Annotated in this window: 22 protein-coding genes; 11 read left to right on the top strand and 11 right to left on the bottom strand. The window is 38.6% G+C overall.

Annotated elements, in window-relative coordinates:
• Nucleotides 1-268: 268 nt before the first annotated feature.
• Nucleotides 269-2,776, bottom strand: coding sequence for a S9 family peptidase (locus B2V92_RS00260; protein WP_293303755.1), 2,508 nt, complete (start codon nt 2,774-2,776; stop codon nt 269-271).
• Nucleotides 2,777-2,950: 174 nt separating this feature from the next.
• Here B2V92_RS00260 and B2V92_RS00255 point away from each other — a divergent pair, with 174 nt between their 5' ends.
• The 3 genes from B2V92_RS00255 to B2V92_RS00245 all read left to right on the top strand — a co-directional run bounded on the left by B2V92_RS00255 (nt 2,951) and on the right by B2V92_RS00245 (nt 6,260).
• Nucleotides 2,951-3,829 carry a polysaccharide deacetylase family protein gene (locus tag B2V92_RS00255; protein ID WP_293303753.1) on the top strand — a complete coding sequence of 293 codons (879 nt, stop codon included), beginning with the start codon at nt 2,951-2,953 and terminating at the stop codon, nt 3,827-3,829.
• A gap of 110 nt (nt 3,830-3,939) precedes the next feature.
• The gene (locus B2V92_RS00250; protein ID WP_293303751.1) at nt 3,940-4,827 is read left to right on the top strand and encodes a polysaccharide deacetylase family protein; all 888 of its coding nucleotides are present in this window, start codon (nt 3,940-3,942) and stop codon (nt 4,825-4,827) included.
• Between the two features lie 266 nt (nt 4,828-5,093).
• Nucleotides 5,094-6,260 (top strand): RsiV family protein, encoded by a 1,167-nt coding sequence (locus B2V92_RS00245; RefSeq protein ID WP_293303749.1) that lies wholly within the window; start codon nt 5,094-5,096, stop codon nt 6,258-6,260.
• Between the two features lie 273 nt (nt 6,261-6,533).
• Here B2V92_RS00245 and B2V92_RS00240 read toward each other — a convergent pair whose 3' ends face one another.
• From B2V92_RS00240 to B2V92_RS00225, 4 genes are all read right to left on the bottom strand, one after another.
• A complete protein-coding gene (locus B2V92_RS00240; protein ID WP_293303747.1) occupies nt 6,534-6,986 on the bottom strand; it encodes a 3-oxoacyl-ACP synthase in 453 nt (150 codons plus the stop codon).
• A gap of 153 nt (nt 6,987-7,139) precedes the next feature.
• Entirely contained in the window at nt 7,140-7,508 is a 369-nt protein-coding gene (locus tag B2V92_RS00235) for a DUF1801 domain-containing protein (protein ID WP_293303745.1), read from the bottom strand.
• A gap of 214 nt (nt 7,509-7,722) precedes the next feature.
• Entirely contained in the window at nt 7,723-8,298 is a 576-nt protein-coding gene (locus B2V92_RS00230; protein ID WP_293303743.1) for a nitroreductase family protein, read from the bottom strand.
• Nucleotides 8,299-8,449: 151 nt separating this feature from the next.
• A complete protein-coding gene (locus B2V92_RS00225; protein WP_293303741.1) occupies nt 8,450-9,010 on the bottom strand; it encodes a hypothetical protein in 561 nt (186 codons plus the stop codon).
• A 458-nt stretch (nt 9,011-9,468) separates the two neighbouring features.
• Between B2V92_RS00225 and B2V92_RS00220 the strand changes: the two genes are divergently transcribed.
• The 5 genes from B2V92_RS00220 (at nt 9,469) to B2V92_RS00200 (ending at nt 14,561) form a co-directional block, all read left to right on the top strand.
• The gene (locus tag B2V92_RS00220) at nt 9,469-11,091 is read left to right on the top strand and encodes an ABC-F family ATP-binding cassette domain-containing protein (RefSeq protein WP_293303739.1); all 1,623 of its coding nucleotides are present in this window, start codon (nt 9,469-9,471) and stop codon (nt 11,089-11,091) included.
• A gap of 169 nt (nt 11,092-11,260) precedes the next feature.
• Complete coding sequence (locus B2V92_RS00215) at nt 11,261-11,956, top strand: DUF4397 domain-containing protein (protein WP_293303737.1); 696 nt, start codon at nt 11,261-11,263, stop codon at nt 11,954-11,956.
• A 121-nt stretch (nt 11,957-12,077) separates the two neighbouring features.
• Nucleotides 12,078-12,662 (top strand): RNA polymerase sigma factor, encoded by a 585-nt coding sequence (locus B2V92_RS00210; RefSeq protein ID WP_293303735.1) that lies wholly within the window; start codon nt 12,078-12,080, stop codon nt 12,660-12,662.
• Nucleotides 12,655-13,890, top strand: a complete 1,236-nt coding sequence (locus tag B2V92_RS00205; RefSeq protein ID WP_293303733.1) for a hypothetical protein — start codon at nt 12,655-12,657, stop codon at nt 13,888-13,890. Before B2V92_RS00210 ends, B2V92_RS00205 begins: the two co-directional genes overlap by 8 nt.
• A gap of 41 nt (nt 13,891-13,931) precedes the next feature.
• Complete coding sequence (locus tag B2V92_RS00200) at nt 13,932-14,561, top strand: Uma2 family endonuclease (RefSeq protein WP_293303731.1); 630 nt, start codon at nt 13,932-13,934, stop codon at nt 14,559-14,561.
• Nucleotides 14,562-14,630: 69 nt separating this feature from the next.
• Here the strand turns inward: B2V92_RS00200 and B2V92_RS00195 are convergent, their stop codons facing one another.
• The gene (locus B2V92_RS00195; RefSeq protein WP_057933416.1) at nt 14,631-15,137 is read right to left on the bottom strand and encodes an FKBP-type peptidyl-prolyl cis-trans isomerase; all 507 of its coding nucleotides are present in this window, start codon (nt 15,135-15,137) and stop codon (nt 14,631-14,633) included.
• 10 nt (nt 15,138-15,147) lie between these two features.
• Entirely contained in the window at nt 15,148-17,157 is a 2,010-nt protein-coding gene (locus tag B2V92_RS00190) for a thioredoxin domain-containing protein (protein ID WP_293303722.1), read from the bottom strand.
• Nucleotides 17,158-17,272: 115 nt separating this feature from the next.
• Between B2V92_RS00190 and B2V92_RS00185 the strand changes: the two genes are divergently transcribed.
• Nucleotides 17,273-17,644, top strand: a complete 372-nt coding sequence (locus tag B2V92_RS00185; protein ID WP_293303720.1) for a DUF1016 N-terminal domain-containing protein — start codon at nt 17,273-17,275, stop codon at nt 17,642-17,644.
• A 4-nt stretch (nt 17,645-17,648) separates the two neighbouring features.
• Nucleotides 17,649-18,746 (top strand): mandelate racemase/muconate lactonizing enzyme family protein, encoded by a 1,098-nt coding sequence (locus B2V92_RS00180; RefSeq protein WP_293303718.1) that lies wholly within the window; start codon nt 17,649-17,651, stop codon nt 18,744-18,746.
• Nucleotides 18,747-18,893: 147 nt separating this feature from the next.
• Here the strand turns inward: B2V92_RS00180 and B2V92_RS00175 are convergent, their stop codons facing one another.
• Genes B2V92_RS00175 through B2V92_RS00165 form a run of 3 tightly spaced genes read right to left on the bottom strand, consistent with a single transcriptional unit; the run spans nt 18,894 to nt 21,861 of the window.
• Nucleotides 18,894-19,862: a glycoside hydrolase family 25 protein gene (locus tag B2V92_RS00175; protein ID WP_349681413.1), complete on the bottom strand. Its 969-nt coding sequence runs from the start codon at nt 19,860-19,862 to the stop codon at nt 18,894-18,896.
• 52 nt (nt 19,863-19,914) lie between these two features.
• Nucleotides 19,915-20,877 (bottom strand): hypothetical protein, encoded by a 963-nt coding sequence (locus B2V92_RS00170; protein ID WP_293303716.1) that lies wholly within the window; start codon nt 20,875-20,877, stop codon nt 19,915-19,917.
• A 21-nt stretch (nt 20,878-20,898) separates the two neighbouring features.
• Entirely contained in the window at nt 20,899-21,861 is a 963-nt protein-coding gene (locus tag B2V92_RS00165; protein ID WP_293303714.1) for a phytanoyl-CoA dioxygenase family protein, read from the bottom strand.
• Between the two features lie 144 nt (nt 21,862-22,005).
• On the opposite strand from B2V92_RS00165, the gene B2V92_RS00160 reads away from it, so the two are divergent.
• On the top strand, nt 22,006-23,253 hold the full coding sequence (locus B2V92_RS00160) for an MFS transporter (RefSeq protein ID WP_293303712.1): 1,248 nt from the start codon (nt 22,006-22,008) through the stop codon (nt 23,251-23,253).
• A gap of 19 nt (nt 23,254-23,272) precedes the next feature.
• Here B2V92_RS00160 and B2V92_RS00155 read toward each other — a convergent pair whose 3' ends face one another.
• On the bottom strand, nt 23,273-24,253 hold the full coding sequence (locus B2V92_RS00155; RefSeq protein ID WP_293303710.1) for a glycoside hydrolase family 43 protein: 981 nt from the start codon (nt 24,251-24,253) through the stop codon (nt 23,273-23,275).
• Nucleotides 24,254-24,448: the final 195 nt, after the last annotated feature.

Raw genomic sequence — 24,448 nt, 5'->3', positions numbered from 1 at the left:
TTTTCTGTGTTAATCTGTGTCTCTGTGGCTGATTAATCTTTTTTGCTACGGATGCTCAGATTGACACAGAGTTTTTATATCAAATCTACCCAAAACGAGGTTTTTTCCGTGTTAATCCGTGTCTCCGTGGCTGATTAATCTTTTTTGCTACGGATGCACGGATTGGCACAGCGTTATTTGTATATAAAAAATGGCCTATGTTTCCATAGGCCAATAATTTAATTTAAAATGGTTAGTGGAGACACGAACCACGGAGTTCGTTATATACCTACTTCCCGTTTTGCTCAATATCCCTGTCCATTTCAACCAGGTCTACATCGCTCGGTGTAGTGAAATCGCCGATCAGGTATTTATTAAAATGATCAGCCAGTTTCCAGAACGCGTATTCTGTCATGTCTCCAAATGCATGGCGCTGCCCAGGGATAATCAGGAAATCGAATCGTTTACCGGCTTTCATCAAGGCATTTGCCACGCGGATAGAGTTTGCCGGATGTACATTATTATCCACATCACCATGCATCAATAATAAATGTCCTTTAAGGTTTTTCGCCAGATCAGGATTTTTATCAATGCTATATTTAAATGAAGTATCGCCTTTTAACGAAATGATTTCTTTCACACCATGGTGTTTCTCGCTCCACCAACGGTTATAAATACTATTGTCGTGGTTTCCGGCATTCGAAACTGCAGCTTTAAAAAAGTCAGGATACACCAACATGGCTGCTGTTGACATAAAACCACCACCCGAGTGGCCCGTAATACCCACTTTCGATTCGTCGATATAAGCATATTTTGAGGCCAGTTGCTCAATAGCTGTTTTTTTATCGGCCAAACCATAATCGCGCAGGTTGCCGTAACCATAAGTATGGTACCATTTAGAACGCGAAGGGTTACCACCGCGGTTACCAACCGTAATTACGATATAGCCAAATTGTGCCAAACGCTCGGTACGGTCCATGCTTTTGCTGAACGCTTTGTTTACCGCTTCGGTTTGCGGACCTGGATATACATATTCGATAATCGGATATTTTTTGTTCGGATCGAAATCGAAAGGTTTATACATTACACCATATAAATCGGTAATGCCATCATCAGCTTTCACTTTAAACGGCTCCGGGAATTTGTACCCAGCCGCCATTAATAACGAAAGGTCGGTAGTTTCAAGATCCATTACCTTTTTACCGCTTCCATCGTATAAAGTAGCTTTTGGTGCCGTGTTTACCCTCGAGTAATTATCAACAAAAAATGTATTGTTATCATTCATGTTGGCCACATGGTCAAAATCGCCTGCATTTAACAATTTCATGTTAGAGCCATCAAAATTGATGCTGTACAAGTGTAAATAATAAGGATCTTCTTTCCCCTCACGTCCGTTGGCGGTAAAATAAAGTATGCGCTTTTTCTCATCGATATTTACAATGCTTTCGCAATGGAAAGCGCCTTTGGTAATCTGGTTTTTCAGTTTACCATTTTCATCAAAAAGATAGAAATGTGCCCAGCCATCGCGCTCACTCCAATGGATCAGTTCTTTGCCATCGTTCACCAAACCTGGTCGGTTTACTTCAACATAGGTATTAAAACGCTCGTCGATTATCGGTGTAACTTTACCTGTAGCAATATCAACCGTACCGATATCAATGCGTTTTAAATCCCGGCTGGTTCGCGAAAAGTAAAAGCGGCTATCGTTCCCTAACCATATTGATGGTCGGAATTCGTTATCGCGGTCTTTATTTAACGAAGGTTTGCTCCAAACCGAAACGCTTTGATCCTTAAAAGCAGCAACACTTAGTTTTTTATAAGATTTTGCAGCAAAATCGAACAATAAAACCTCATCCTGTGGTGCCTCGGCCTCTCCGGGCATCTGGTATTTATAGGTTTCTAAAGTCGGACGGCCAGGTGTAACGCTGTTAATTACCCAAAGGTCTTTCACCTTGCGCGAATCGGTCCTATCCAATACAAAATACTTCGAATTCGGCGACCACAGTACATAGGCACCACGGCGTTTTTTATTGTTCTTTTCGTTTTCTACATTATTTTCGCCATCACCATCACTTCCATAAGAATAAAATTTAACACCATCTTTGGTTAACTGATGCTCAACAATAGTACTATCATCTTCATTTTTAACCGCTTTTTTATAATTATCCTTATCCATCCAGTAAAGGTTATAATTACGGGAGAAGATAATGGCCGACGAATCGGGTGCTACCGAACCCCAGTTAGGTTTTGGTTTCGGTTTACTGAAATTCGGAACCTCTGTTAACTTTGCACTAGCCAGTTCGTATTTGAAAGAGTAGATTTTCTTTTGCATCGAATCTGCGGCTTTCTTATCTTTCCGGTCCTTTTTCAGCTCATCTACCGTACTTTTGATTTCGAAAGAAATGCTTTTTTCATCCGCAGCAAATTTCAGGTTCTCTAAGGGTAAATGTTCTGCATCAAAGGGATCGCGTACAATCAAAGTGATATCAGCTGCCAGTTTCGAATTATCGAACAGCAACTTTTTACTCTTGGTTGCAGGGTCTACCAGATACCAGAATTTTCCTTTCGGACTTTCGAAAGTGTACCAAAAACGGTTGCTCAACTTTAACCAATGTGGGTCTACAGCAGTAGAATACACCATTTTCTTTAGCTTATTTGGCGAAAAACGCGATGCAAGCTGATAATTTGCCTTAGGTTGGGGCTGAATATTTTCGGTTATGGTAAATGTTTTGGTTTGTGCAACTACAGTTAAAGATAAAAACTGCGCACACAGCAGGAGTTTATAAAGTTTATTCATCAAAATTTGTTTGAGCCGCTAAATTATTTAATAAAAGCATATTAAATACACTTTAGCATGTAATAAAAGCGATAGTTTTGTAATTCTCCTTATGTAAAATAATTATTAACACTATTTATTTTGATAGCTGAATAATTGACGGATTTTATAGTTTTGTAACCATATATCCTAAAAATGAAATACAGTTTTTTAACCATTATAAGTGCCGGCGCAATTTTATTTGCCAGTTGCCAGTCTAAATCACAAACAGAAAATTCTACTGTTAAAGATTCTACCGTACAAACTACTAAAACCATTGCAGAAACCGGTACACCGGTTGATGTTTCGAAAATAAAGGTTGCAGATGCCAAAACAATTCTGGCCCGCAAACAGGTACCCATTTTATGTTATCACCAGGTAAGAAACTGGAAACCGACCGATGGGAAAGTGGGAAAAGACTATATTGTAGAAATCCAGAACTTTAAAGACCAGATGAAAATGCTGGCCGATAGCGGTTACCATACCATTTTGCCCGATCAGCTTTATGCTTACCTGAACACCGGTGCTGCGTTACCGAGTAAACCGATTATGTTAACTTTTGATGATACCGACATGGATCAGTTTACCATTGTACGCCCTACTTTGGAGAAATTGGGTTATAAAGCGGTTTATTTTATCATGACGGTTTCGATCGGTAGAAAAGGGAAGTTTGTAGATTACATGACCAAAGAGCAGATTAAACAACTCTCAGACGAAGGCAATATCATCGGAAGCCATACCTATGACCATAAAAATTTTAAAAAATATGCCGGTAAAGATTGGGAAGAACAATTGGACAAACCAACGAAAAAACTGGAAGAAATTACCGGTAAAAAAATGACCGAATTCGCTTACCCATTCGGTTTATGGAATGCAGAAGGAATTCCGGAACTGAAAAAACGCGGTTTCAGGATGGCTTACCAATTATCGACCAAACGTGATGAAAAAGATCCTTTGTTTACCATCCGCAGGATTATTGCCAGTGGTTACTGGTCGCCAAAAACGTTAAGCAACAGCATTAAAAATAGCTTTTAAACAAATCAATCCCGGCTTTTAACCGGGATTTTGTTTTTACACCAACTTATTAAAAAGACTTTATCCTTTCTGAAAACGCAGTATCTTTGATCAAATAAATGATAAAAAAATTGAACTTACATTTAAAACCAGCTGCCCACACCCTATTATCAATGTTATTTTTAGGATTGTTTTCACTGGCTTGTTCGGGCAACAAGCAAAAAGAAAAAACAGCTGTAAACGATACAACAGGGAAACAGGTTAAAATTGATTCTGCAAACATTAAACCTGCAGATAATAAAACCATTATGGCGCGCAGAGAAGTACCTGTATTGTGCTATCACCAGATCAGGAACAACATTGCAAGCGATAGCAAAAGGGCACACGATGATATTATTGCGCCTGATAAATTCCGCGAGCATATTAAAATGCTGGCTGATAGTGGTTACCATACCATCCAGCCCGATGATTTATATAATTATTTGGTTTACGGCGCTAAACTGCCCGAAAAACCCATCATCATCAGTTTTGATGATACCGACGAAGATCAGTTTACCGTAGGAAACGCTACGCTGAAAAAATATGGTTTTAAAGGCGTGTATTTTATCATGACGGTTTCCATTGGTAGAAAAGGCCGCATCAGCTACATGACCAAAGAACAGATTAAACAGTTATCAGACGAAGGAAATACCATTGCCAGCCATACCTACGACCATAAAAATTTCGCACAATTTACGGATGCCGACTGGACTACCCAGATTGATGAGCCAACAAAAAAATTAGAGCAGATTACCGGTAAAAAGGTAGAATATTTTGCTTTTCCTTATGGTGTTTTTAAATCTTCTACCCTCCATAAATTAAAGGAGCATGGATTTAAAGCAGCTTTTATCCTGTCAACAGCAAGAGATGAAAACTACCCGCTTTATACCATCAGAAGAATCATCGATCCGGGAAGATATACGGCAAAAAACCTTTATTACAGCATTAATAAAAGCTTTAACAAAACAAAATCTAAGTAAAACGGGTTTAAAATATTGTAAGGTTAATTCAGGTCGTCACCCTGAATTTATTTCAGGGTCTTTCTAGCATGAAAGATGCTTATTCCGAAGTTTCGGAACAGCATGACAATCGCATTAGAAAAAGAAGCTAAAGTTGATCTAATATATAGACATAAATTGAACTTTGCTTAGCAGAGAGCTTATTTATAACATTCCAACCTTACAACAATTAAAAAGTTTGAATCTTGAAATAACTCAACGTTCCAACATTACAACATTTTTATACTATGAAGTACTCCTTTCTTTTATGCCTTTTCGTAATAAGCATATTAGCTGCCTGCAACAACCCAAAAAATGGAAACAATAATGCAGAAACAGCCTATAGTACAACAAATACTAAAACCGCTTTCACCGAAAATTTCTATAAGAGATTGGAGGGTACCATTGCAGGTAAAAAAGTGGTAATGCATTTACAAAAAGTTAATAATGACATTAGTGGCGCCTATTATTACGACGGTTCGTGGCTAAACCTATCCACCGATACGCTGATCGGGAAAGATAGTATTGTACTTACCGAATACAGTTATTATGCATCATACTTTACCCAGGATTTTAAATCACCGCATCTTAGCTTAAAATGGACAGGTAATGGCTTTAACGGCACATGGGAAAGTGGCGATAAAGCGAAGAAATTTCCTATTACACTAACAGAGAAATATCCTGATGGCAGTTATGAATTTAAAGCAGGTATTTACGAAGATTCGGTTAAAGCTTTTGCCAACCAGGCCAAATCGCCAGCAGCACAGATCAGTTTCGAATACCTCGAAAGCAAAAATACTGACGAATACAGCAGATGGCTAAACACCGAACTTAAAAAAATATTTGGACTGGGACCACAGGTAGCCCTTTCAACCGGTTTTAAAAATATTGCTGCCGATTATTTTAAAGATTATAAAACACAGGTTGCCGAGCAACAAAAAAATGGCCGCGACGATGATTTTCAGGCCTGGATGAACTATACCAACAACAGTCAGCAATCCATTAGCTACAACGACAATGGTTATGTGGTAGTTGATTTCCTGGCAGATGCCTACACTGGTGGTGCACACGGAAATTACAGCAGCATTATGTACTGCCTTGATGTGAAGAACAAAAAACAGATGATATTGAGCGATATCGTTAAAATAGATTCCAACGCTTTAAAAGGGCTTTTAGAGCAAAATATCCGAAAAGAATACAACATTAAGGCAAAAGATGCTTTAAGCACCGTACTGTTTGATGATTTTATAAAACCGAACAACAATTTCTATTTCAACAATAATGGAATTGCTTTTATGTACAACCCTTATGAAGTAGCCAGTTATGCCCAGGGGCAGATTGTGGTATTTATTCCTTATTCGGATTTAAAGACTCATTTAGTACCTGCTTTTGCACAACGGATGGGGATTAAGTAACCTTTTGTTGGTTAATTGTTTAACTGGTTAATCGGTTAATTGCGCGAATTGCTTAACTGCAAATTGTAAACTGAAAACTGCAAACTTACTTCTGCGTTTATCTTCTTAAATCAGCGGGACAAATAAGCAAAGTAGTTTCCACTAATTTGTCATAGTGCGATCGTCATGCTGAATTTATTTCAGCATCTTTCCTGCAATTAAGACCCTGAAATGAATTCAGGGTGACGACATTGAATAATATGTTATTGGTAGAAATAACTATTAGATTTTTTTCTACAATATCTCTTTCACTAAATAATCCTTGCCGTTAAACTTAAAACTTTCACCTATCGCTTTACCGATCAGGAACCTGCCAATAGGCGATGCCTGCGATACGGCAAAGAATTTCATTCCATCGGTATTTAGCTCGCCCGCACTAATGCTGATGTAGAAATTACCTTCAGAGGTTAACACCACACTTCCATTTTTAACCACTTTACCAGGCTCAACATTTTCTACCTGCTGTAAGGCAATTTTTTGTTGCCCAGCTTCGTACAATAGTTTATTGTTTCTATCCATTTCCTGTTGCATCATTTCGCGGGTGGTTTCGTACTTATCACCTGCGCTGCTTTTTGTATCGTCATTCGAGGCTTGCCTCGCTTGCTGCAATGAATATTCAATATTTTCTATCCTGTTTTGAATAAAAGTTAAGCAAAGTTGGTATAAGTTAGATTTTAATGCAGACATGTAATAATGGATGATGTTTGATGGATAATGGAAGATGTTTGATGGAAAATAGACGGTGGCGGGAGAACAAATAGTCACTGACCAATAGCAATCACCAATAAAATCTTTATTCTTAATGGACGAAAGACGGACAATTGAAATTAAGCACCCGCCCTATGGGCACTCCTCCAAAGGAGGGGAATAGCGTAAATCGAAGGCCAGTTTTAAAATGGATTCGATTTTCTTTTTGGGAATATCTTCCAGATGATCAATCAATAAAATTTTCATTTTTGCCCTTTTCTCCTGTAATAAATCTTCGTGTTCAATTTTATTTCCATCAACAAAACCAATATAAGGCTGATGGAGTTTTTTGTGGATCCAAAGATAACAGAACATTTTTCCTTTATAGTAATAAATTGGCATTCCATATTTCCAATGCTCCGTAATATCGCTATAGCCCCTAATAAGCGACCGTAAATATTGCAAACAGCCTTTAATCGGCTCATCTTTTTGCTCGAAATAGTGATCTAGAGGGTTTAGCATTGAGGTATGATGTGAGATGTAAAATGGATGATGTAATTAGTTTGAAGTCGGCAGTCCTGAGTCCAAAGTCGACTGATCGTGAATATAAACATATCGATTGACTAAATACAACGTATACAACCTAAAGTTCACATTCCCCAGCCGATCAAAGCTATGGACCGTCTAACTATGAACCAATAAACCGGACTAAGGACTAACGACTAGGGACTGAAGACTAATCCTCAATCCACCTCACTTTTTCTTCAATGGCTCCCCTATTAGGCTCCCAGGGTTTTTCGTTATGATAGCCCATATAAAATAAACCGATGCACTTTTCATTTTCGCCCAGGCTTAAAAACTCTCCTAAATGATCAATCAGTGGTGGCGAGCTCCAGTAAGCACCAACTTGAAGGCTTTCTGCCGTTAAGGCCATGTTCTGCACCGCACAGGCAACCGATGCCAATTCCTCCCACTCTGGTATTTTACCACTTAACTGCATATTAATGGCTATAATACAATCAGACTGACCGGTTTTTTCGGCAAAGCTATCGTACTTTTTCTGCAAAAACTGCTGTGGGCTAACCAAATCCTTATATAACCTGCCCAACTCTTCGCCCAGTTTAGCCAAGCCGTCTTTTCTGATTACCACAAAGCGCCATGGTTGGGTTAATTTATGTGTTGGTGCATAATTGGCTGTTTCTAAAATCTGATTAATGACCTCAACCGGGATTTCTTTTTTGATATAACTGGCAGGAAAAATACTGCGGCGTTCTTTTATAACTTTTGAGATGATTTCGTATGTAGTACTCATGTGGTAAAAGTAGCTAAAAGCTGAAAGACTAAAGCTGAAAGGGAAAGACAAATTTGATCTCTTCCGGAAGATTTGACTTTATGCTAACCAATATAAGGTGGAAGGCTGAAGGCAGAAAGGTTGAAGGTTTAAGGTCTGAAACTGATAATTGCTAACTGCCAACTGAAAGCTGTTTCCTGATCTGCTTTACCTTTGCAAAAAAGGCAATGCTTTCCTTATCAACCAGAAAATCCATGGTTTGTAACAGCTCTTCACGTACCCAATGGTGTTTGATGGTTAAATTAGCTAAAATATTAAGACAGTGCGATTTTATGGCAACAGGAATCTTTTCATCGATGAGCCATGCAAAAACAACTTCTACCAACTGATCGGTATTATAACCTGCAATGATCTTTTTAACAGCTGTGGAGGCATTTTTCTTGGTTGTTAAGGCTAGAATTTTAACATAATGCCGTAATGCCGATAAATTATGCTGATGTGGAAGTTTTTCCAAGAAATAAAGTGTGTGCGGCAAAAACCGTTGCTGATGGGCTGTATACACATTTTCCATAATCCATGCAGCCCTAAAACCGATCTGCTCATCATGATAGAAGCTTAAATCAATCAGGTCTTTAACCGAAAAGGTCTCATCAGAAGCAATGGCAGCCAGTTTTTCTACTTTGCTTTTTTGAAGAGTGGTTTTAATGGTTTCGAGCAAAAGATCGTATTGCATGCGGCTAAAATAACGAATTTGGTTAACTGTTTAAATTGGTTAATCGGTTAACTGATAATTTAGGTTCTGGGTTAAAAATTAGCCAAAAGCATCTCCCCTTTAAAAAATAAACCCGGTAGCAGCGAACACGGAGTGCAACGGAGTAAAGCGGATAACGGGGCTAAATTAGCCACAACGAACCGGAGCCCCCATTTCCAAATAAAAGCTCAAACCTTTCAACAATAAAACAATTGGTTAACAGGTAACTGAACCTTCCAACAATAAAACAATCCGGCAGCTGGTTAATCGGTTAATTGTTTAAACTGGTTAACTGAATTTCCCAACAATAAAGCAATATAACAATTGAACATTTCAATTTTCCAACAATAGAACAATAAAAACAATAGCACAATCAAACCCCTTCCCGCTTCCTACCCTCAACCTTTTTCCCTATCTTTGCGCCTTATTTCAACAACAGTATGATTTCAGTTTCTAATTTATCGTTACGATACGGCAAACGCACATTATTTGAAGATGTTAACCTAAAATTTACCCAGGGCAACTGCTATGGCGTAATTGGGGCTAACGGTGCGGGTAAATCTACTTTCCTTAAAATTTTATCGGGAGAGGTAAGCCAAACTTCTGGCAGTGTAGCTTTTACACCAGGCGAAAGAATGGCCGTTTTAAAGCAGAACCACTACGAATTTGATGAATTTTCGGTATTGGAAACGGTAATGATCGGACATAAGGAGCTTTATGCCATTATGAAAGAGAAAGATGCCATCTACATGAAAGAAGATTTTACCGAGAAAGATGGCGAACGTGCCGGAGAGCTTGAAAACCTTTTCGCCGAAATGGACGGCTGGAACATGGAAAGCAACGCTGCAACGATGTTGAGCAACCTGGGCATTACAGAAGACAACCACTATAAACTGTTAAAAGAGCTTGATAACACGCAAAAAGTACGTGTGTTATTGGCACAGGCCTTATTTGGTAACCCTGATATTTTATTACTGGATGAGCCTACCAACGATTTGGATATCGAAACCATTGCCTGGTTGGAAAACTTTTTGGCCGATTACCAGAATATTGTATTGGTAGTATCCCACGATAGGCACTTTTTGGATGCCGTTTGTACACACATTGTGGATATCGATTTTGCCAAAATGAGCATTTACACCGGTAACTACACTTTCTGGTACGAATCTAGTCAGTTGGCGTTAAAACAACGCAGCGACCAGAACAAGAAAATGGAAGATAAAGTAAAAGAGCTACAGGAATTTATCCGCCGCTTTAGTGCCAATGCTTCTAAATCAAAACAGGCAACTTCACGTAAAAAAGCTTTAGATAAGATTGATATTACCGAAATTAAAGCATCGAGCAGGAAATATCCGGCAATTATCTTCAACAATACAGGTCGTGAGGCCGGCGATCAGATTTTACAGGTAGATGCTTTAGGTAAAACCGGGAATGATGGTATTTTATTCGATAAAGTTACCTTTATGGTAAATAAAGGCGATAAAATTGCCGTAATATCACAGAACAGTTTAGCCACCGCAGCATTTTACGATGTATTAACCGGTAGAGATGCTGATTTTAAAGGTGAATTTAAATGGGGCGTTACCATCAGTACAGCTGATATCCCGAATGATAACTCGGAATATTTTGCCGGCAAAGATGAAAATCTGGTTGATTGGTTACGCGAATATTCGGGAACCGATGCCGATGAGCAATTTGTACGCAGTTTCCTTGGCCGTATGTTATTCTCGGGCGAAGAAGTGCTTAAAAATGTTAAAGTACTTTCGGGAGGGGAAAAAATGCGTTGTATGTTTTCACGTATGATGTTGCAACAGGCCAACTTATTGATGTTTGATGAACCTACCAACCACCTGGATCTTGAATCAATCGAAGCCCTGAACAATGGTATGAAAGATTTTAAAGGCGCAATTCTGTTTACCTCACGGGATCACCAGTTAACAGAAACAGTTGCCAACCGCATTATAGAAATTACACCTAAAGGTACCATCGATAAACTGATGACCTACGATGAATACATCAACAGTAGCGATGTTGCCAAACTCCGCGAAGAGATGTACGCTTAGTATTTCAGTTAAATCATATTTTAAAGCCACATGCACAACATGTGGCTTTTTCTTTTAGAAAAAAAATATTAGCCTGTGTAGCGTTTTCATTCCGTTAATCGTTTTACAAGAAAAAAGCGTTAATGGCCATTAACCAATTTTGTTCATAAAAATTGATTTAAACATTAAAATGAAAACGAATTTGAAAAATTTTAGCACTACGGCAAAAATTATACTCTCTCTATTTGCGATTACCTTAACCATAACAGCCTGTAAAAAAGATTTCAGCGGAGATCAGATTGAAGCAGCCGGTATTGGTTTTGTGCACGCATCACCCGGTACAGGCGCTTTGGATTTTATCCTGGATAACCAAAAAATCAACAGTTTTACCTACACCAAAGACCTTGGATACTATGCAGCATACCCTGGCATAAGATTGGTTGGTGTAGCTAAAAAAGATACTTTAAAATATTTGACCAATTCCAACACCAGTTTGAAGCCAGGTTTTTTCTATTCGGTATTTGTGGTTGATACTTTAAAATCGACAAAACTTTTAATCCTTGAAGATGACTTAAAAGCACCGGATGCAGACAAAGCTAAAGTGCGTTTTGTAAACCTAAGCCCTGGTACTGCCACTTACGATCTTGCAGTTGCCGGAACAGATGCCCCTTTATTTACTGCAAAAGCATTTAAAGAGTTTACCACTTTTACCAACATTACACCTAATGATAGCTACACTTTCCAGTTAAAACAAAGTGGAACTGTTAAAGTAAGTTTGCCATCAATTAAAATCGAAAAAGGAAAAATTTATACCATCTGGGCCAAAGGCTTAACAAGCAAAACCGATAGCACCGGATTAGGTTTATCCGTTATGAAAAATAAATAAAGAACTACACTACCTGTGAGAATGAAAATTGACACCATCCAAAAAATTGGGTGGTGTTATTTTCTTAAATTTGCAAGCAAATCAACTATGATAAACCTTTAATAAATAGTCCTTTACAAGGGTGACAAAAAAAATACTCAGTTTTGAGGAAATTTTAAAAGGCTGTGTAAAAAACGACAATAGCTGTAAAGAAATGATGTATAAATCATTTTATGGCTATTTAATGGGCATTATTTTAAGGTATACCAAGAACCCTTCAGACAGTGAAGAGCTTGTAAATGACAGTTTTATCAAGATTTTCAAACATGTTGGAGGATTTAAGGCTCCAAAAAATCCGGAAGAACTGCAGCGGTCGTTCAAGGGCTGGATCGCCCAGATTGCTTCGAGAACCGCAATAGATAAAATACGGAGTGCTAAAGCACAGTTCTATGTTGATGACCTTGCAGAAAGCGAACATCCGGTTACACAGGTTTCGGTTGCTTCAGATCTCCATGTTAATGATATTTTGAATTTACTAAATCATCTTCCAGATACACAGCGACTGGTATTTAACTTATACGAAATTGAAGGTTTTGCACACGATGAGATATCGAAAATGCTGAATATACCCGAAAGTTCGAGCCGTGTTTATTTAACGCGTTCCAAAAATAAGTTACGTACCCTTTATTTAAATACTATGGTCAATTCATACGAGAAAAATGGATAAGGAATTAATTGAGCATATTGCCACACAACTCCAAAACCACGAGGAAGCATATCCTAATGGTGCCTGGGAGCGCTTTTCTGAAAAGGGAAGTAAAAAGCGGAGGATTGCATACTGGCCGCTGTGGGCTGCTGCTGCCCTGATTTTTGTTTTCGGAGGGGTATTTCTTGTTACAAACAATAAAAAAGAGAAAGTTGATGTTGCGGTAAATAAAACCAAAACGCAGCAAAACCTACCTGCGGATACTGGTACCGATATTAAAATTTCATCTAAAACCAATAGTTCTTCTTCAAACCAATTAAATGATGCTACAATTGCATTAAATAAGGCTATTAATAACAATAGCTCAACTCAATTAGTCCAAAAAGCTAATCCTATTATTACTGAAACCAATCAGAATTATACTTCTGCGGGCACTTCAGCGGATTTAACACCTGTAAATCCTAATTTATTGGATAATAAACTTGCAGGCACTAATATTTCGACTTACAGTTCGAAAAATTTTGAAATTTCGACTGAAAAGAAAAAGCCGACAGTGAGAGGTAAAATAACTTTTGAGGAACTTTTAGCACAGGATAGCCGTGCAAACCAGCTAAAGCCGAACGCTAAAACAAACGAAAGCTCTAAATGGAAACCAGATGTATATGTTGCTCCTGCAATGGGTAACGATAATAAGGTAAATATGAACTATGGCTTTTCTTTATCCTACGCTATTGCCAACAAATTATCCATCAGTTCCGGTGTTTCTTATGCTTCTATCAGCACCACAGAATCGCTGGGGGCTTCTGCTCCTCAAACTTTATCTGGTCGCAACCTGGAGTCGGTTGATGCTAAAGTACGTGGTATCAATGTTCCATTGGAACTGAAATATAACATTACCGATAAACTGTATACTGGTGTCGGGGTTTCTGCACTAGCTGTTTTAAACAACTCGCAACAGAATAACTACATTGTAAACCAAGTACAGAGTTTTGCTGCTCCGATTGTAAATGGTTATGCCGATTCGAAAACATTTATTGTTCAGGAAAAAAAGACTGAGCCTCAACCCGAAAACAGTATTGATCCTGATAAATACATCGGTTTTTACAATTTCTCATTAGGTTACAAGCAAAAAATCTCCAAAAAGAACAACATTGCCATCGAGCCTTTTTTGAGGTTGCCAATGAAAACTTTTTCAAAAGAAAACCTTAACCTCACCAATGGTGGGCTGCGTTTGAAGATCGATTTTTAGGAAGCAAAATAGATATTTGTTATATTTGGTTAAACGCCAATATGAAAAATATGAAACCATATCCGACTGAAGATGAGCTGCCTCCCATTAAAACAGTTAATGAAGTAGATTTTTCTGCTTATTACAGTTATGCTGATTATATGCGTTTCGAATTCGAGGAACGCTTAGAGATTATTAAAGGACGTATTTTTAAAATGAGTCCTGCTCCTTCTCGTATCCATCAAAAAATTTTGGGTAGAATCCACAATCCTATTTACAACATTTTGAAAGGACATAACTGTGAAGTATATATGGCGCCTTTTGATGTTCGTTTAGCTAAAAAAAGCAAAAATGACAAAGAAGTTTTCACTGTGGTACAACCGGATATTGTAGTGGTTTGCGATCAGGACAAGCTGGATAAACGCGGTTGTATTGGCGCACCTGATATTGTAGTTGAGATTTTATCCCCGGGCAACAATAAAAAGGAACTGATCAATAAATATGAGGTTTATGAAGAAGCAGGCGTTAAGGAATACTGGATAGTGAGCCATTTGGATAAAACTTTTTTCAGGTATATTTTAGATGATCAGGGTAAATTTCAACCAACAAAACTGCTCACAGAAGGCGAAGAGGTAACCACGCCCATTATGCCAGGGTTTAAACTCATTTTAGAAGAAGTTTTTCAGGATTGATAAACGGTATAAAACAAAAAGAGCCAAGTTTTAAAACTTAGCTCCTTTAAAATCATTTATATTGATTGATTAGTGACCTGAGTGACCATCAGCACCATGTGCGTGTCCGTGGGCTAATTCATCCTGAGTAGCCTCGCGTACGTTTAAAATCACGCCACTGAATACTAAATTTTTACCAGCCATTGGGTGATTTAAATCAACTGAAATGGTTTCATCATGAACAGCAGTAACACCTGCCCTGAACTGGTTACCATTGTTATCCTGTAAAGGAATTACATCACCAACATTCGGTAATTCGCCACCAGCTTCGGTAAACATTGTTTTTGGAAGATCGGCAAAAGCACCCGGATCAATATCGCCGTAACCATCTGCAGCAGATAGCTCGAAGCCATACTCATCGCCGGTTTTTAAACCAGTTAAATGCTCTTCAAATTTAGGCAACATCATGCCAACGCCATATAAAAATACTAAAGGATTTTGTTCGTCGGCTTTTTCTACAAAAACCTGTTGTCCTTCTTCGTTAGTAGTATGCAATTCGTAAGTTAACGCTACTACAGAGTTTGGTGAAATATTCATTTAAATTAATTTATTGTAAATACTCTAATGCGTCCTCAACAGTGTTAACCGGCAACTGGCATACTTTATTTCGGCAAATATAAACTTTTGTTTCATTGCTTTGCTTACCTTTTAACAGCGGCAGGTTACTTTTTGTTCCACCCAATGTAATTTTGTTCGGAATATAATGGCTGCTTAATTCTAATTTAACCACATCGGTTTCCAAACCGGTAATGGCAATTTCGTTTATACCGTAAACTTCATTCAACAATTGAATTGCCCAGTTAGAATAGGCCGAGCCATAAGTTTTAATCTTTGGTTGCACTGCAGCAAGCATTGCAGAAGCCTTTTCGGTGTAAAGATCGATATCGAAGAGCAAACCCAGTTTTTTTAAGTTCTGTGCCATGGTAGAATTTGAAGCCGGGATTACATTATCCATTACTTCGTGTTTGCGGGCAATTAGATCCTCACTTTCGGCAGAGGTATAAAAAAACATCGGCGAATCTGCATCACTGAAATTTGCGATAACATAATCGGTCAATAATTTTGCCTCATCCAGCCATTTTTCGTCAAAATCATACTCGTAAAGTGCGATTAAAGCTTCGATCAAGAATGCATAATCATCTAAAAATGCCGTTATTGATGCTTTCCCATTTTTATAGTTGCGGTATAAGCCACCTTTTTCAGATTTAAGGTTATTTAATATAAAACTGGCCGCAGCTGATGCTTTCTCGTAATACAAACTGTGGTTTAAAATACCAGCAGCATCAGCAAGGGCCTTGATCATCATACCATTCCAGGCGGTTAAACATTTATCGTCCAAGCCCGGACGAACCCTTTTGCTTCGCACGGTCATTAATTTTGCTTTCGCAGATTTTACTTTATCATAAAGCACTTCAGCATCGATATCAAATTTGGCAAGCAATTCATCATCACTAATCGTTTTACGCAGGATATTGGTCTGTTCCTCCTCCCAGTTCCCCTCTTCGGTAATGTTATAGTAGGCGCCTATTAATTGCGCATCTTCGCCCAAAACCTGATCAAATTCTGCTTTATCCCAAACATAAAATTTGCCTTCAATACCTTCGCTATCAGCATCCAGTGCCGAATAAAACAGGCCATCGGCCGAGGTCATTTCATCAAAAACCCAGTTTATGGTTTCTATGGCAGTTTGCTTAAACGAATCGAATTTAGTGCACTGATAAGCCTCTGCATATAAACTGATCAATTCTGCGTTATCGTAAAGCATTTTTTCGAAATGCGGCACATGCCACTTATCATCAACCGAATAACGGGCAAAACCTCCACCGATCTGATCGTAAATACCGCCCCTGCCCATCTCTTCGAGTGTATGGCAAACAGCTGTAAAAACAGATTCATCATCCTTTAAAAAGCCATAACGCAATAAAAATACCCAGTTATTAGGCAGCGGGAATTTTGGGGCACGGTTATATCCTCCAAAACCGATATCGAAATGGCGTTTCCAGGGTTCGATGATTTCGGAAAGGTGTTCATTTGTATATTCCTCTGTTTCGAGCGCCGGAATTATTTTTTCGCTGTCTTTAATACCCGAAGTTAAACGTTCGGCGTATTGAACGGCTTTACCAGGCTCGTTTGCCCAAAGTGCGGCCACATTTTCTAAAATATTGATCCAGTCGTTTTTCCTGAAATACGTTCCGCCATAAATCGGTCGCTGATCGGGCAAACAGATGCAATTTAATGGCCATCCTCCACTACCTGTCATCAATTGAATGGCATACATATAAATCTGGTCAATATCCGGACGCTCCTCGCGATCGACCTTGATACAAACAAAATGCCTGTTCATCACTTCGGCAACCTCATGGTTTTCGAAACTTTCGCGCTCCATTACATGGCACCAATGACAGGCCGAATAGCCGATACTTACCAATATCAATTTATTCTCTGCCTTGGCCTTTTCTAATGCCTCCTGCCCCCACTCGTACCAATTAACGGGATTATGGGCGTGCTGTAATAAATATGGCGATGAAGCGTGGATTAAACTATTGGTTTCAGACATAGTGGGTGATGTAAAAGGGAAAATGGAATTTAACGGCGTAAATCTATTAATAATCTACAAACCTGTTTCTATTTAGTTTTTGTTTTTATACTTTAGTTGGAAATCTACTTCATGAATGGAATTGATAACAAATGAGCTATTTAATGCCATAAGGGAGATTATTAACCAATCTCGTTTAAAGGTTTTCCGTGCTGCAAATTCGGCACTGCTTGAATCGTATTGGCAAATTGGAAAACTTATTATTGAAGACGAACAACAAGGGAAATTTCGCGCAGATTACGGAAAAGCAACGTTGAAAAATCTTTCTATCCAGTTAACCTTAGAGTTTGGAAAAGGGTTTGATGAAAGTAATCTGCGTAATATCAGAAGTTTTTACAAATCATTTCCAATTCATGATGCACTGCGTCACGAATTGAGCTGGACGCATTATCGGCTTCTATCGCGATTTCCAAACCCTCAACCTTACACCTTCAGCCTTCAACCTTAACAACATGAAAATCACCCATACCGAAATATACCGCTTTAGCATCCCCATGGAGCCATTTGTTATAGCTACCGGAACCATGCACTTTGCCCAAAATGTACTGATCAGGATTTTTACCGATGCGGGTATCCATGGCACTGGCGAATGTTCTGCTTTCCCGATGATTGTGGGCGAAACGCAGGAAACCTGTATTGCCATGGCCAAAGATTTCGCGGCGATTTTAAAAGGTAAAGATCCTTTAGAGATTCCTGAAAGGATGAACGATTTATTGGGCTATGCCGATCATAACAACACCATTAAAAGTGCTTTAGATATGGCTTTATTTGATATTGCTGCCAAAAATGCAAAATTACCGCTTTATAAATTCCTCGGTGGACAAAAACGGACCATCGAAACCGATATGACAATTGGTATTGATACGCCAGAAGGAATGGCTGCTACGGCATTGAAATATAAAAGCCAGGGGTGCAGGATCATTAAAATTAAGCTGGGCAAAAAGGTACACGATGATATAGAAAGGGTAAAACACATTCGCGAAGCGGTGGGCGAAGAACTAACACTGCGTTTGGACGCCAACCAGGGATGGAGTTTTGATGATGCTTTATTTGCCTTAGGCGAATTGGAAAAATACAATATTGAATTTTGCGAACAGCCCATGCGCACCTGGTATGATGATAAACTGCCCGAACTGAATGTAAATTCGCCAATTAAATTAATGGCAGATGAAAGCTGTTACAACCATCATGATGCCCGTAAACTGATCAACAGCCAATCTACCACATACTTAAATATTAAATTCTCAAAATCGGGAGGCATTTTGGAGGCTCAAAAAATCCACGAAGAAGCTTTACAGAGGGGTGTAAAATGCATGATTGGCAGTATGCTCGAAAGCAGACTTGCCTTAAGTGCCAACCTCCATTTTGCACTGGCGAGTCCAAACGTAGAATTTTTCGACCTTGATACGGCCCTCTTAGGCCATCTGGTTGATCCAGTAGTTGGTGGCTTAACCTATAATGGCTATTTTTTGGATGTTTCTGAAGAAATCGGGATCGGTGCCGAAGCTGATGAGTTTTTCCTTGAAAAATGTGATAAATGGGTTGTTTAGTCTCTTAGTTCATTAGTCATTTGTTTATTAGGAAACCTCATGTAATAGATCCTGAAACAAGTTCAGGATGACGGGATGCAGCTAATAGTTAACCAATTTGGACAATTAACCAGTTAACCAATAACAAATGACGAATGAACCAGTGAACTAATGAACCAATATCTTGCTAAGTGCCGTACTGTCGCCATTAAAAGCATTAAAATCAACCACATGGCCAATACCGTTAATCTTGGCTTTATCAGAGTGTTGCCAAAATCTCCATCTGCTGTTATCCAATCTTAACTTGGGCTGGTAATAATGGGCAATCCACAGGGGATAATCATCAAAATGATCGGTTAAATAATCTTCGTAAAATTTAAGTCCGGTATAAATAATCGGCCTCACTTTGGTCTTAAGTTCTACATAATTAAGAAAATCAGACAGCTCTGCCCTCATTTTCAAAGGTGAAACCCCATCTAAAGTTTCAATATCAACCACTGGGGGCAAATCGCCCTTTTCGATATTTACCACCTGCAAAAAGAATTTTGCCTGTGTTTTTCCATCTTTCTTCGGCCTTAAAAAGTGATAAGCGCCGCAGATAATACCTGCTTTTGGTGCTTCGCGCCAGTTACGCTGAAAATATGGGTCAACCAACAATAATCCCTCCGTAGCTTTAATAAATGCAAAACTTACGTTTACTTCATCCTCTTTCATTTCTTTTACCTTTTGCCAGTTTATTTTACCCTGGTAATAGGAAACATCAATGCCGTGAATAGTATATTTTTTAGGGATTTTGATATTAAAACTTTCGTATGTCCGGTAATTAGGATCCTGGCCCAAATCTTTGATCCAGCGCCATGTGCCTACAAAACTCCTTAATACATAACCATAATAAAATGGCGAAAGCAAAACCAACAACACCCCTACCATAAATAATTTAAGCTGGATAGATATCGTGGTTTTCTTTTTTTTATTTGCCGCAGGCTTTCTGGTAACAGGCTTTTTTACGCCAGGTTTTCTGGTAACGGGGGCTTTAGGAATTCTTTTCTCTGGCGGCATATCTGTACTGATGCAGCAAAGTTGGGGAAAAAGTAGGGAAATAAAAATCTGATCGAAAATAAGTTGGTCGTTTAACATTAAAAACGATCAACTTATTTCTAAAGCATATATTAAATTTACTTTCGATGAGTTAATAAATCATAAATCCAGGCATTTCCTTCAGCGTATACCTGAATTTTAAGTTTTTAGGGCTTAGTTTACCAGTCTTTACTCTTTCCAGTAAGTTTAGCGAACAATCGTTAAAATCTAAAAAATTATCTTTATATACCTTAATTTCTGTAGAGAAATAGATCTGTTCGTCTTCCTCTATATCATTTTCAACAGTTACCTCATCAAATTGCCAGTTAGTTCCGACAGTTTCATTAACCAGTTTTTGCCTTAGAGAAGTATTAAATTCCATCAAACTCTTTATTAGCTTTGGTTTAGTGCCACTTTTTTGCTGGGTACTTAAACCAACATTTATTTCCTCCGGTAAAAAAATCACATCTGGCGGTAACTGTTTTGCAAAATTAAGCATAATGGCAACCTGTGGTTCTTTTATAAGTGCCCTGCTCATGGTTTCGCTTAAAACGATATCAATAGCTGTATCTTCAACCTGATAGAGAGTTGCATCTGCAATTTCGCATTTTTTTATGTATGCCCTTAGATCAAATGCATCCAATACTTCCTGCAACAGGTCAAAAGTTTGCAGGTTAATCTCCAATAAGGTAAACTGGACTTCTGAGGGGCTAAAATGCATCATAACCGGTAGTGCCAAAGCAGCGAAAGGGCCTGTACCTGCATATACTACATGAACCGGCCCAGCTTTTTGGTTTAATTTTTCCTTAATTGCAAGGTATAAACTTCTTACAAAGCGTTGGGTCCTTATAACTTCTTTAACGCATTGTGCTGCCCAAAATGTACCTATAGCCTGTCCCATTTCGCTTTGTACATGTTTTCGGTGCTGTTCGTTATCGCTATCAATTTTGACGATTTTTGATAACAAAGCTGCATAATCGGTTATGGCAGGTGCAAGTGTATCGTGAAAGTCGCCTGGTTTTAAAATTTCTTCGCTAATGCGCCTTAATTCTTCCCTTAGTTGTGTTATTTCCATTTATATGAATTATTGAAGAGGTTAATACTGATTAAAACTTAAATATTGCACAAACCTGGGCAAATCCGAATAATTGGGCGTAGCTGCATGCGGAATAGCTTGTAACCACAAAATTAAATCCCCTTGTTCTCCGGTAACCGGAATTGAAAGATTTTGTTCTTTTAGCTCCTCAATCAAAATTTCGGGATTTTTATGCTGCAGTTCTGCTTCTATTTTATGGTGATAACCCGGTATCACGCTAAACGGACCACGGTTTACGGGCACATCATTTAAATAAAGTAAACCCTGTATGTAATATTGAGGGCCGATGCTAAAATCGATATCCCAATGCAGCGGACTCCCCTTAAAAGTAAAATTTCCGTTTACGGGAGGATTAAAGCTTACCTTTTCGCAGTTGGGCAATAAGGCCTCCGATCCGTACAGACTTGCAAAAACAGCCTTTATACCTTCATCGTTCCGTATATCATCAAGTGTTTTGTGCTGATAAAGCTGAAGCATGAGCCCCTGCAGGAGCTGATGATCGTTGTACCAGGTTTCGGGATCCGAGATGTCCGCGCCAAGCGTTTCTGCAATCAGTCCGATTACGGCATTACAACGTTCAGCATCAATTAGCCTGTCTATTTTTATATAGCCGTTTTCTTCCCAAAACCGATGCTGGGCTTCGCTTAAAATACTAGCAAAAGACGTATCTGCAGCATTCAACTTATTTTGGTACCATTGATTAAACTTTATGGTGGCCTGTTGATAAAAATCAGCACCTTTTAATCCAATAATCCAGTTCTTAAAATGTTCGTTATCCCGGCATTCGCTGTATAAAAATTTATAGGTTTCGAACAACCCGATCTGGAAGGTATTGAGGAAAATTCTTTCCTGTTGCCCATATTGTTTACCAACATCTTTTTTGGGAGATTTTGGGTCATGGTATTCCCTTACAATATTTAAAAATGGGCAATCAGTAGTGTATTGAGCGTTTTTGATAAACATAACGGTAGTTTATAGATAACAATTCTAGTAAAAATAATTGGTGTATGGAATATAGGCTGATTCATTTTATTTCAAAACTATTACTAAGGAATTAGCGCTTATCGTCTGTTCATTTCTTATTTTTGGAATTCTACACCACCATCTATGTTTACCGCCATTTACAATACATACAAAACCTCTTTCAGTGGATTAAGCAGGGAAACCTGGTTACTAAGCTTTGTGATACTATTTAACAGGTTCGGGAGCATGTCTGTGCCCTTTATGGGGCTGTTTGTTACCCAAAGTTTGCATAGATCGGTAACAGATGCAGGCTTAATTATCATTTTATTTGGTGTAGGTTCCGTTCTTGGCTCGGCAACAGGCGGTAAACTAACCGATATGATCGGTTTCCGACCAGTACAGGTACTATCATCCATCATAAGCGGCCTGTTGTTTATTTTATTTTCTACTTTAACCCACTTTTACAGCCTTTGCATCCTGGCAGTTGTAATCAGCTTTTTTTCAGAGGCTTTCCGCCCGGCCAATTTTACGGCAGTAGCACATTATGCCGCCGAAGGTACCGTAACAAGGTCGTACTCGCTGAACAGGTTGGCAACAAACATGGGCTGGTCTATAGGCATTAGCTTTGCAGGTATAATCGCTTCTATTAATTATAGGTTACTTTTTGTTGTAGAGGGTGTGGTAAGTATTATTGTTGGCCTATTGATACTAACATTTTTACCGCAGGTAAAAGGATTCATTAAAAAAGCGAAAGAAACAGCCAGTAGCATGGTTATTTTGAAGCCGTGGAACGATGCTTTTTATGTGAAATTCATCCTTCTTACCACCATATTTATTACCTGTGCATTTTTGATGTTCAGGATTGTACCGGTATTTTTTAAACAGGAATGGCATATTGATGAATTTGCCATTGGCATCATCATCGGCATTAACGGAGCGGTAATTGCCCTGTTCGAAATGGTGATGATCAATAAGATTGAAGCCAAAAGATCGCCCATGTTTTTCATCATTATCGGCGCGGTTTTATTTGCGTGCTCTTATGTTATATTAAGCGCCCCTGTAAGTTTCCACATCATTATGGCCATATTAACCATCGTTGTTTTTACCATTGGCGAGATGCTTACATTACCTTTTATCAATACGATAGTAATTAGCAGGAGTAACGAACACAATAGGGGTTTATATGCCGCTGGTTATACTTTAAGCTGGTCGTTTGCACAGCTAGCCGGGCCATATGTCGGTTTTTTGGTAGCAGAAAACCTGGGTTACAATTATTTGTGGCTGGGACTTGCCTGCATGCTTTTATTATGTACCTGGGGATTTAATACACTAAGTAAAAAGCAGGTAAAGGCAGTTTTAAAAGAAAGTGAAGTACTGCTGGAAACCGAATAGAATTTCCAGCAGCGCTTAATTATTTTACTTTTTTTGCTTTAACGCCCTCGTTCGTAATTTTTACGGGAAGAATGTTTCCATCGGCATCAAATTTCATTTCATCGATACAGGTAACGCGGTGGTTTCCATCGGTTTCGGTTAAAGGCCTGCGGTGGTAAACAATGTAATATTGTCCTTTTTTCTCGTTGATGATTACCGAATGGTGACCTGCTCCGGTTGCAATGGCCGGATCCTGTTTTAAGATTTTACCTACCCTTTTAAACGGACCAAATGGCGAATCGCCCACGGCGTAAGCAACAGAATAATCTGGACCTGTCCAACCGCCCTCGCTCCACATAAAATAGTATTTACCGTTCCTGATAAACATATACGGTCCTTCTACATAATTATCGGGCGTAATTTCTTTAAAAGTAGTTCCATCTTCAAAAGGTACAAAACCGTTAAAATCTTTATTCAATTTGGCAATGTTGCAGTGTTTCCAACCACCATAAATTAAATAATACTGTCCATCTTTATCCTTAAACACAAACTGATCAATAGGTTGTGCCCCGTTGTAAAATTTATCAACCAATGGTTTCCCCAAATGATCTTTATAAGGGCCTTCTGGTTTATCGGCAACTGCTACGCCTATTCCCCCTTTTTCATTATCGTTCTGGATATCGTTGGCACCAAAAAACAGGTAATATTTTTTATCTTTTTGCACAATTGCAGGTGCCCACATGGCTTTATTGGCCCATTTTACGGCGGCAGTATCCAAAATATGCGGGTGTTTTTTCCATTTTACCAAATCATCTGATGAAAAGGCATCCAAAAATACCTGTTCTTTGTATTTGGCCGAATAAGTTGGGTAAACCCAGTATTTATTGTTAAAAATTGCAGCATCAGGGTCTGCATACCAACCTTGAAAAATCGGGTTCCCGGACTGGTTAATCGTTTTAGTATTCTGGGCAAAAGAAGCGAGCCCGGATAAAAGTAAAAGAGATGAGATGAGGTGTTTCATGCCTCCAATTTAGAAAAAAATCTGTGTTTTAAAAATTTAACAGCCTGATGTAACAGTAAAGTCTCATCTTATAGAATGCTATTACGGAAAATTTACTACTGATTTTTGTTTCCCGCAGATTTCACAGAAAAACAGCGCAGATTTTGAGAACACGCCTTTCATTTCCAAAAAGGACCGTCATCTCCTTTGGTTTAT

Origin of the sequence: Pedobacter sp. UBA5917, assembly GCF_002432345.1 — a bacterium.
In the GTDB taxonomy this organism is placed as follows: domain Bacteria; phylum Bacteroidota; class Bacteroidia; order Sphingobacteriales; family Sphingobacteriaceae; genus Pedobacter.
This window is presented reverse-complemented; position numbering and strand designations above follow the sequence as displayed.

Coding starts and splice junctions, on each gene's coding strand:
- B2V92_RS00170 (WP_293303716.1), bottom strand. CDS start 20,877: ATGGAAATAACACAACTAAGGGAAGAATTAAGGCGCATTAGCGAAGAA.
- B2V92_RS00180 (WP_293303718.1), top strand. CDS start 17,649: ATGAAAATCACCCATACCGAAATATACCGCTTTAGCATCCCCATGGAG.
- B2V92_RS00205 (WP_293303733.1), top strand. CDS start 12,655: ATGGATAAGGAATTAATTGAGCATATTGCCACACAACTCCAAAACCAC.
- B2V92_RS00155 (WP_293303710.1), bottom strand. CDS start 24,253: ATGAAACACCTCATCTCATCTCTTTTACTTTTATCCGGGCTCGCTTCT.
- B2V92_RS00185 (WP_293303720.1), top strand. CDS start 17,273: ATGGAATTGATAACAAATGAGCTATTTAATGCCATAAGGGAGATTATT.
- B2V92_RS00220 (WP_293303739.1), top strand. CDS start 9,469: ATGATTTCAGTTTCTAATTTATCGTTACGATACGGCAAACGCACATTA.
- B2V92_RS00235 (WP_293303745.1), bottom strand. CDS start 7,508: ATGCTAAACCCTCTAGATCACTATTTCGAGCAAAAAGATGAGCCGATT.
- B2V92_RS00260 (WP_293303755.1), bottom strand. CDS start 2,776: ATGAATAAACTTTATAAACTCCTGCTGTGTGCGCAGTTTTTATCTTTA.
- B2V92_RS00195 (WP_057933416.1), bottom strand. CDS start 15,137: ATGAATATTTCACCAAACTCTGTAGTAGCGTTAACTTACGAATTGCAT.
- B2V92_RS00160 (WP_293303712.1), top strand. CDS start 22,006: ATGTTTACCGCCATTTACAATACATACAAAACCTCTTTCAGTGGATTA.
- B2V92_RS00200 (WP_293303731.1), top strand. CDS start 13,932: ATGAAAAATATGAAACCATATCCGACTGAAGATGAGCTGCCTCCCATT.
- B2V92_RS00215 (WP_293303737.1), top strand. CDS start 11,261: ATGAAAACGAATTTGAAAAATTTTAGCACTACGGCAAAAATTATACTC.
- B2V92_RS00175 (WP_349681413.1), bottom strand. CDS start 19,862: ATGTTAAACGACCAACTTATTTTCGATCAGATTTTTATTTCCCTACTT.
- B2V92_RS00225 (WP_293303741.1), bottom strand. CDS start 9,010: ATGCAATACGATCTTTTGCTCGAAACCATTAAAACCACTCTTCAAAAA.
- B2V92_RS00230 (WP_293303743.1), bottom strand. CDS start 8,298: ATGAGTACTACATACGAAATCATCTCAAAAGTTATAAAAGAACGCCGC.
- B2V92_RS00255 (WP_293303753.1), top strand. CDS start 2,951: ATGAAATACAGTTTTTTAACCATTATAAGTGCCGGCGCAATTTTATTT.
- B2V92_RS00245 (WP_293303749.1), top strand. CDS start 5,094: ATGAAGTACTCCTTTCTTTTATGCCTTTTCGTAATAAGCATATTAGCT.
- B2V92_RS00240 (WP_293303747.1), bottom strand. CDS start 6,986: ATGTCTGCATTAAAATCTAACTTATACCAACTTTGCTTAACTTTTATT.
- B2V92_RS00190 (WP_293303722.1), bottom strand. CDS start 17,157: ATGTCTGAAACCAATAGTTTAATCCACGCTTCATCGCCATATTTATTA.
- B2V92_RS00165 (WP_293303714.1), bottom strand. CDS start 21,861: ATGTTTATCAAAAACGCTCAATACACTACTGATTGCCCATTTTTAAAT.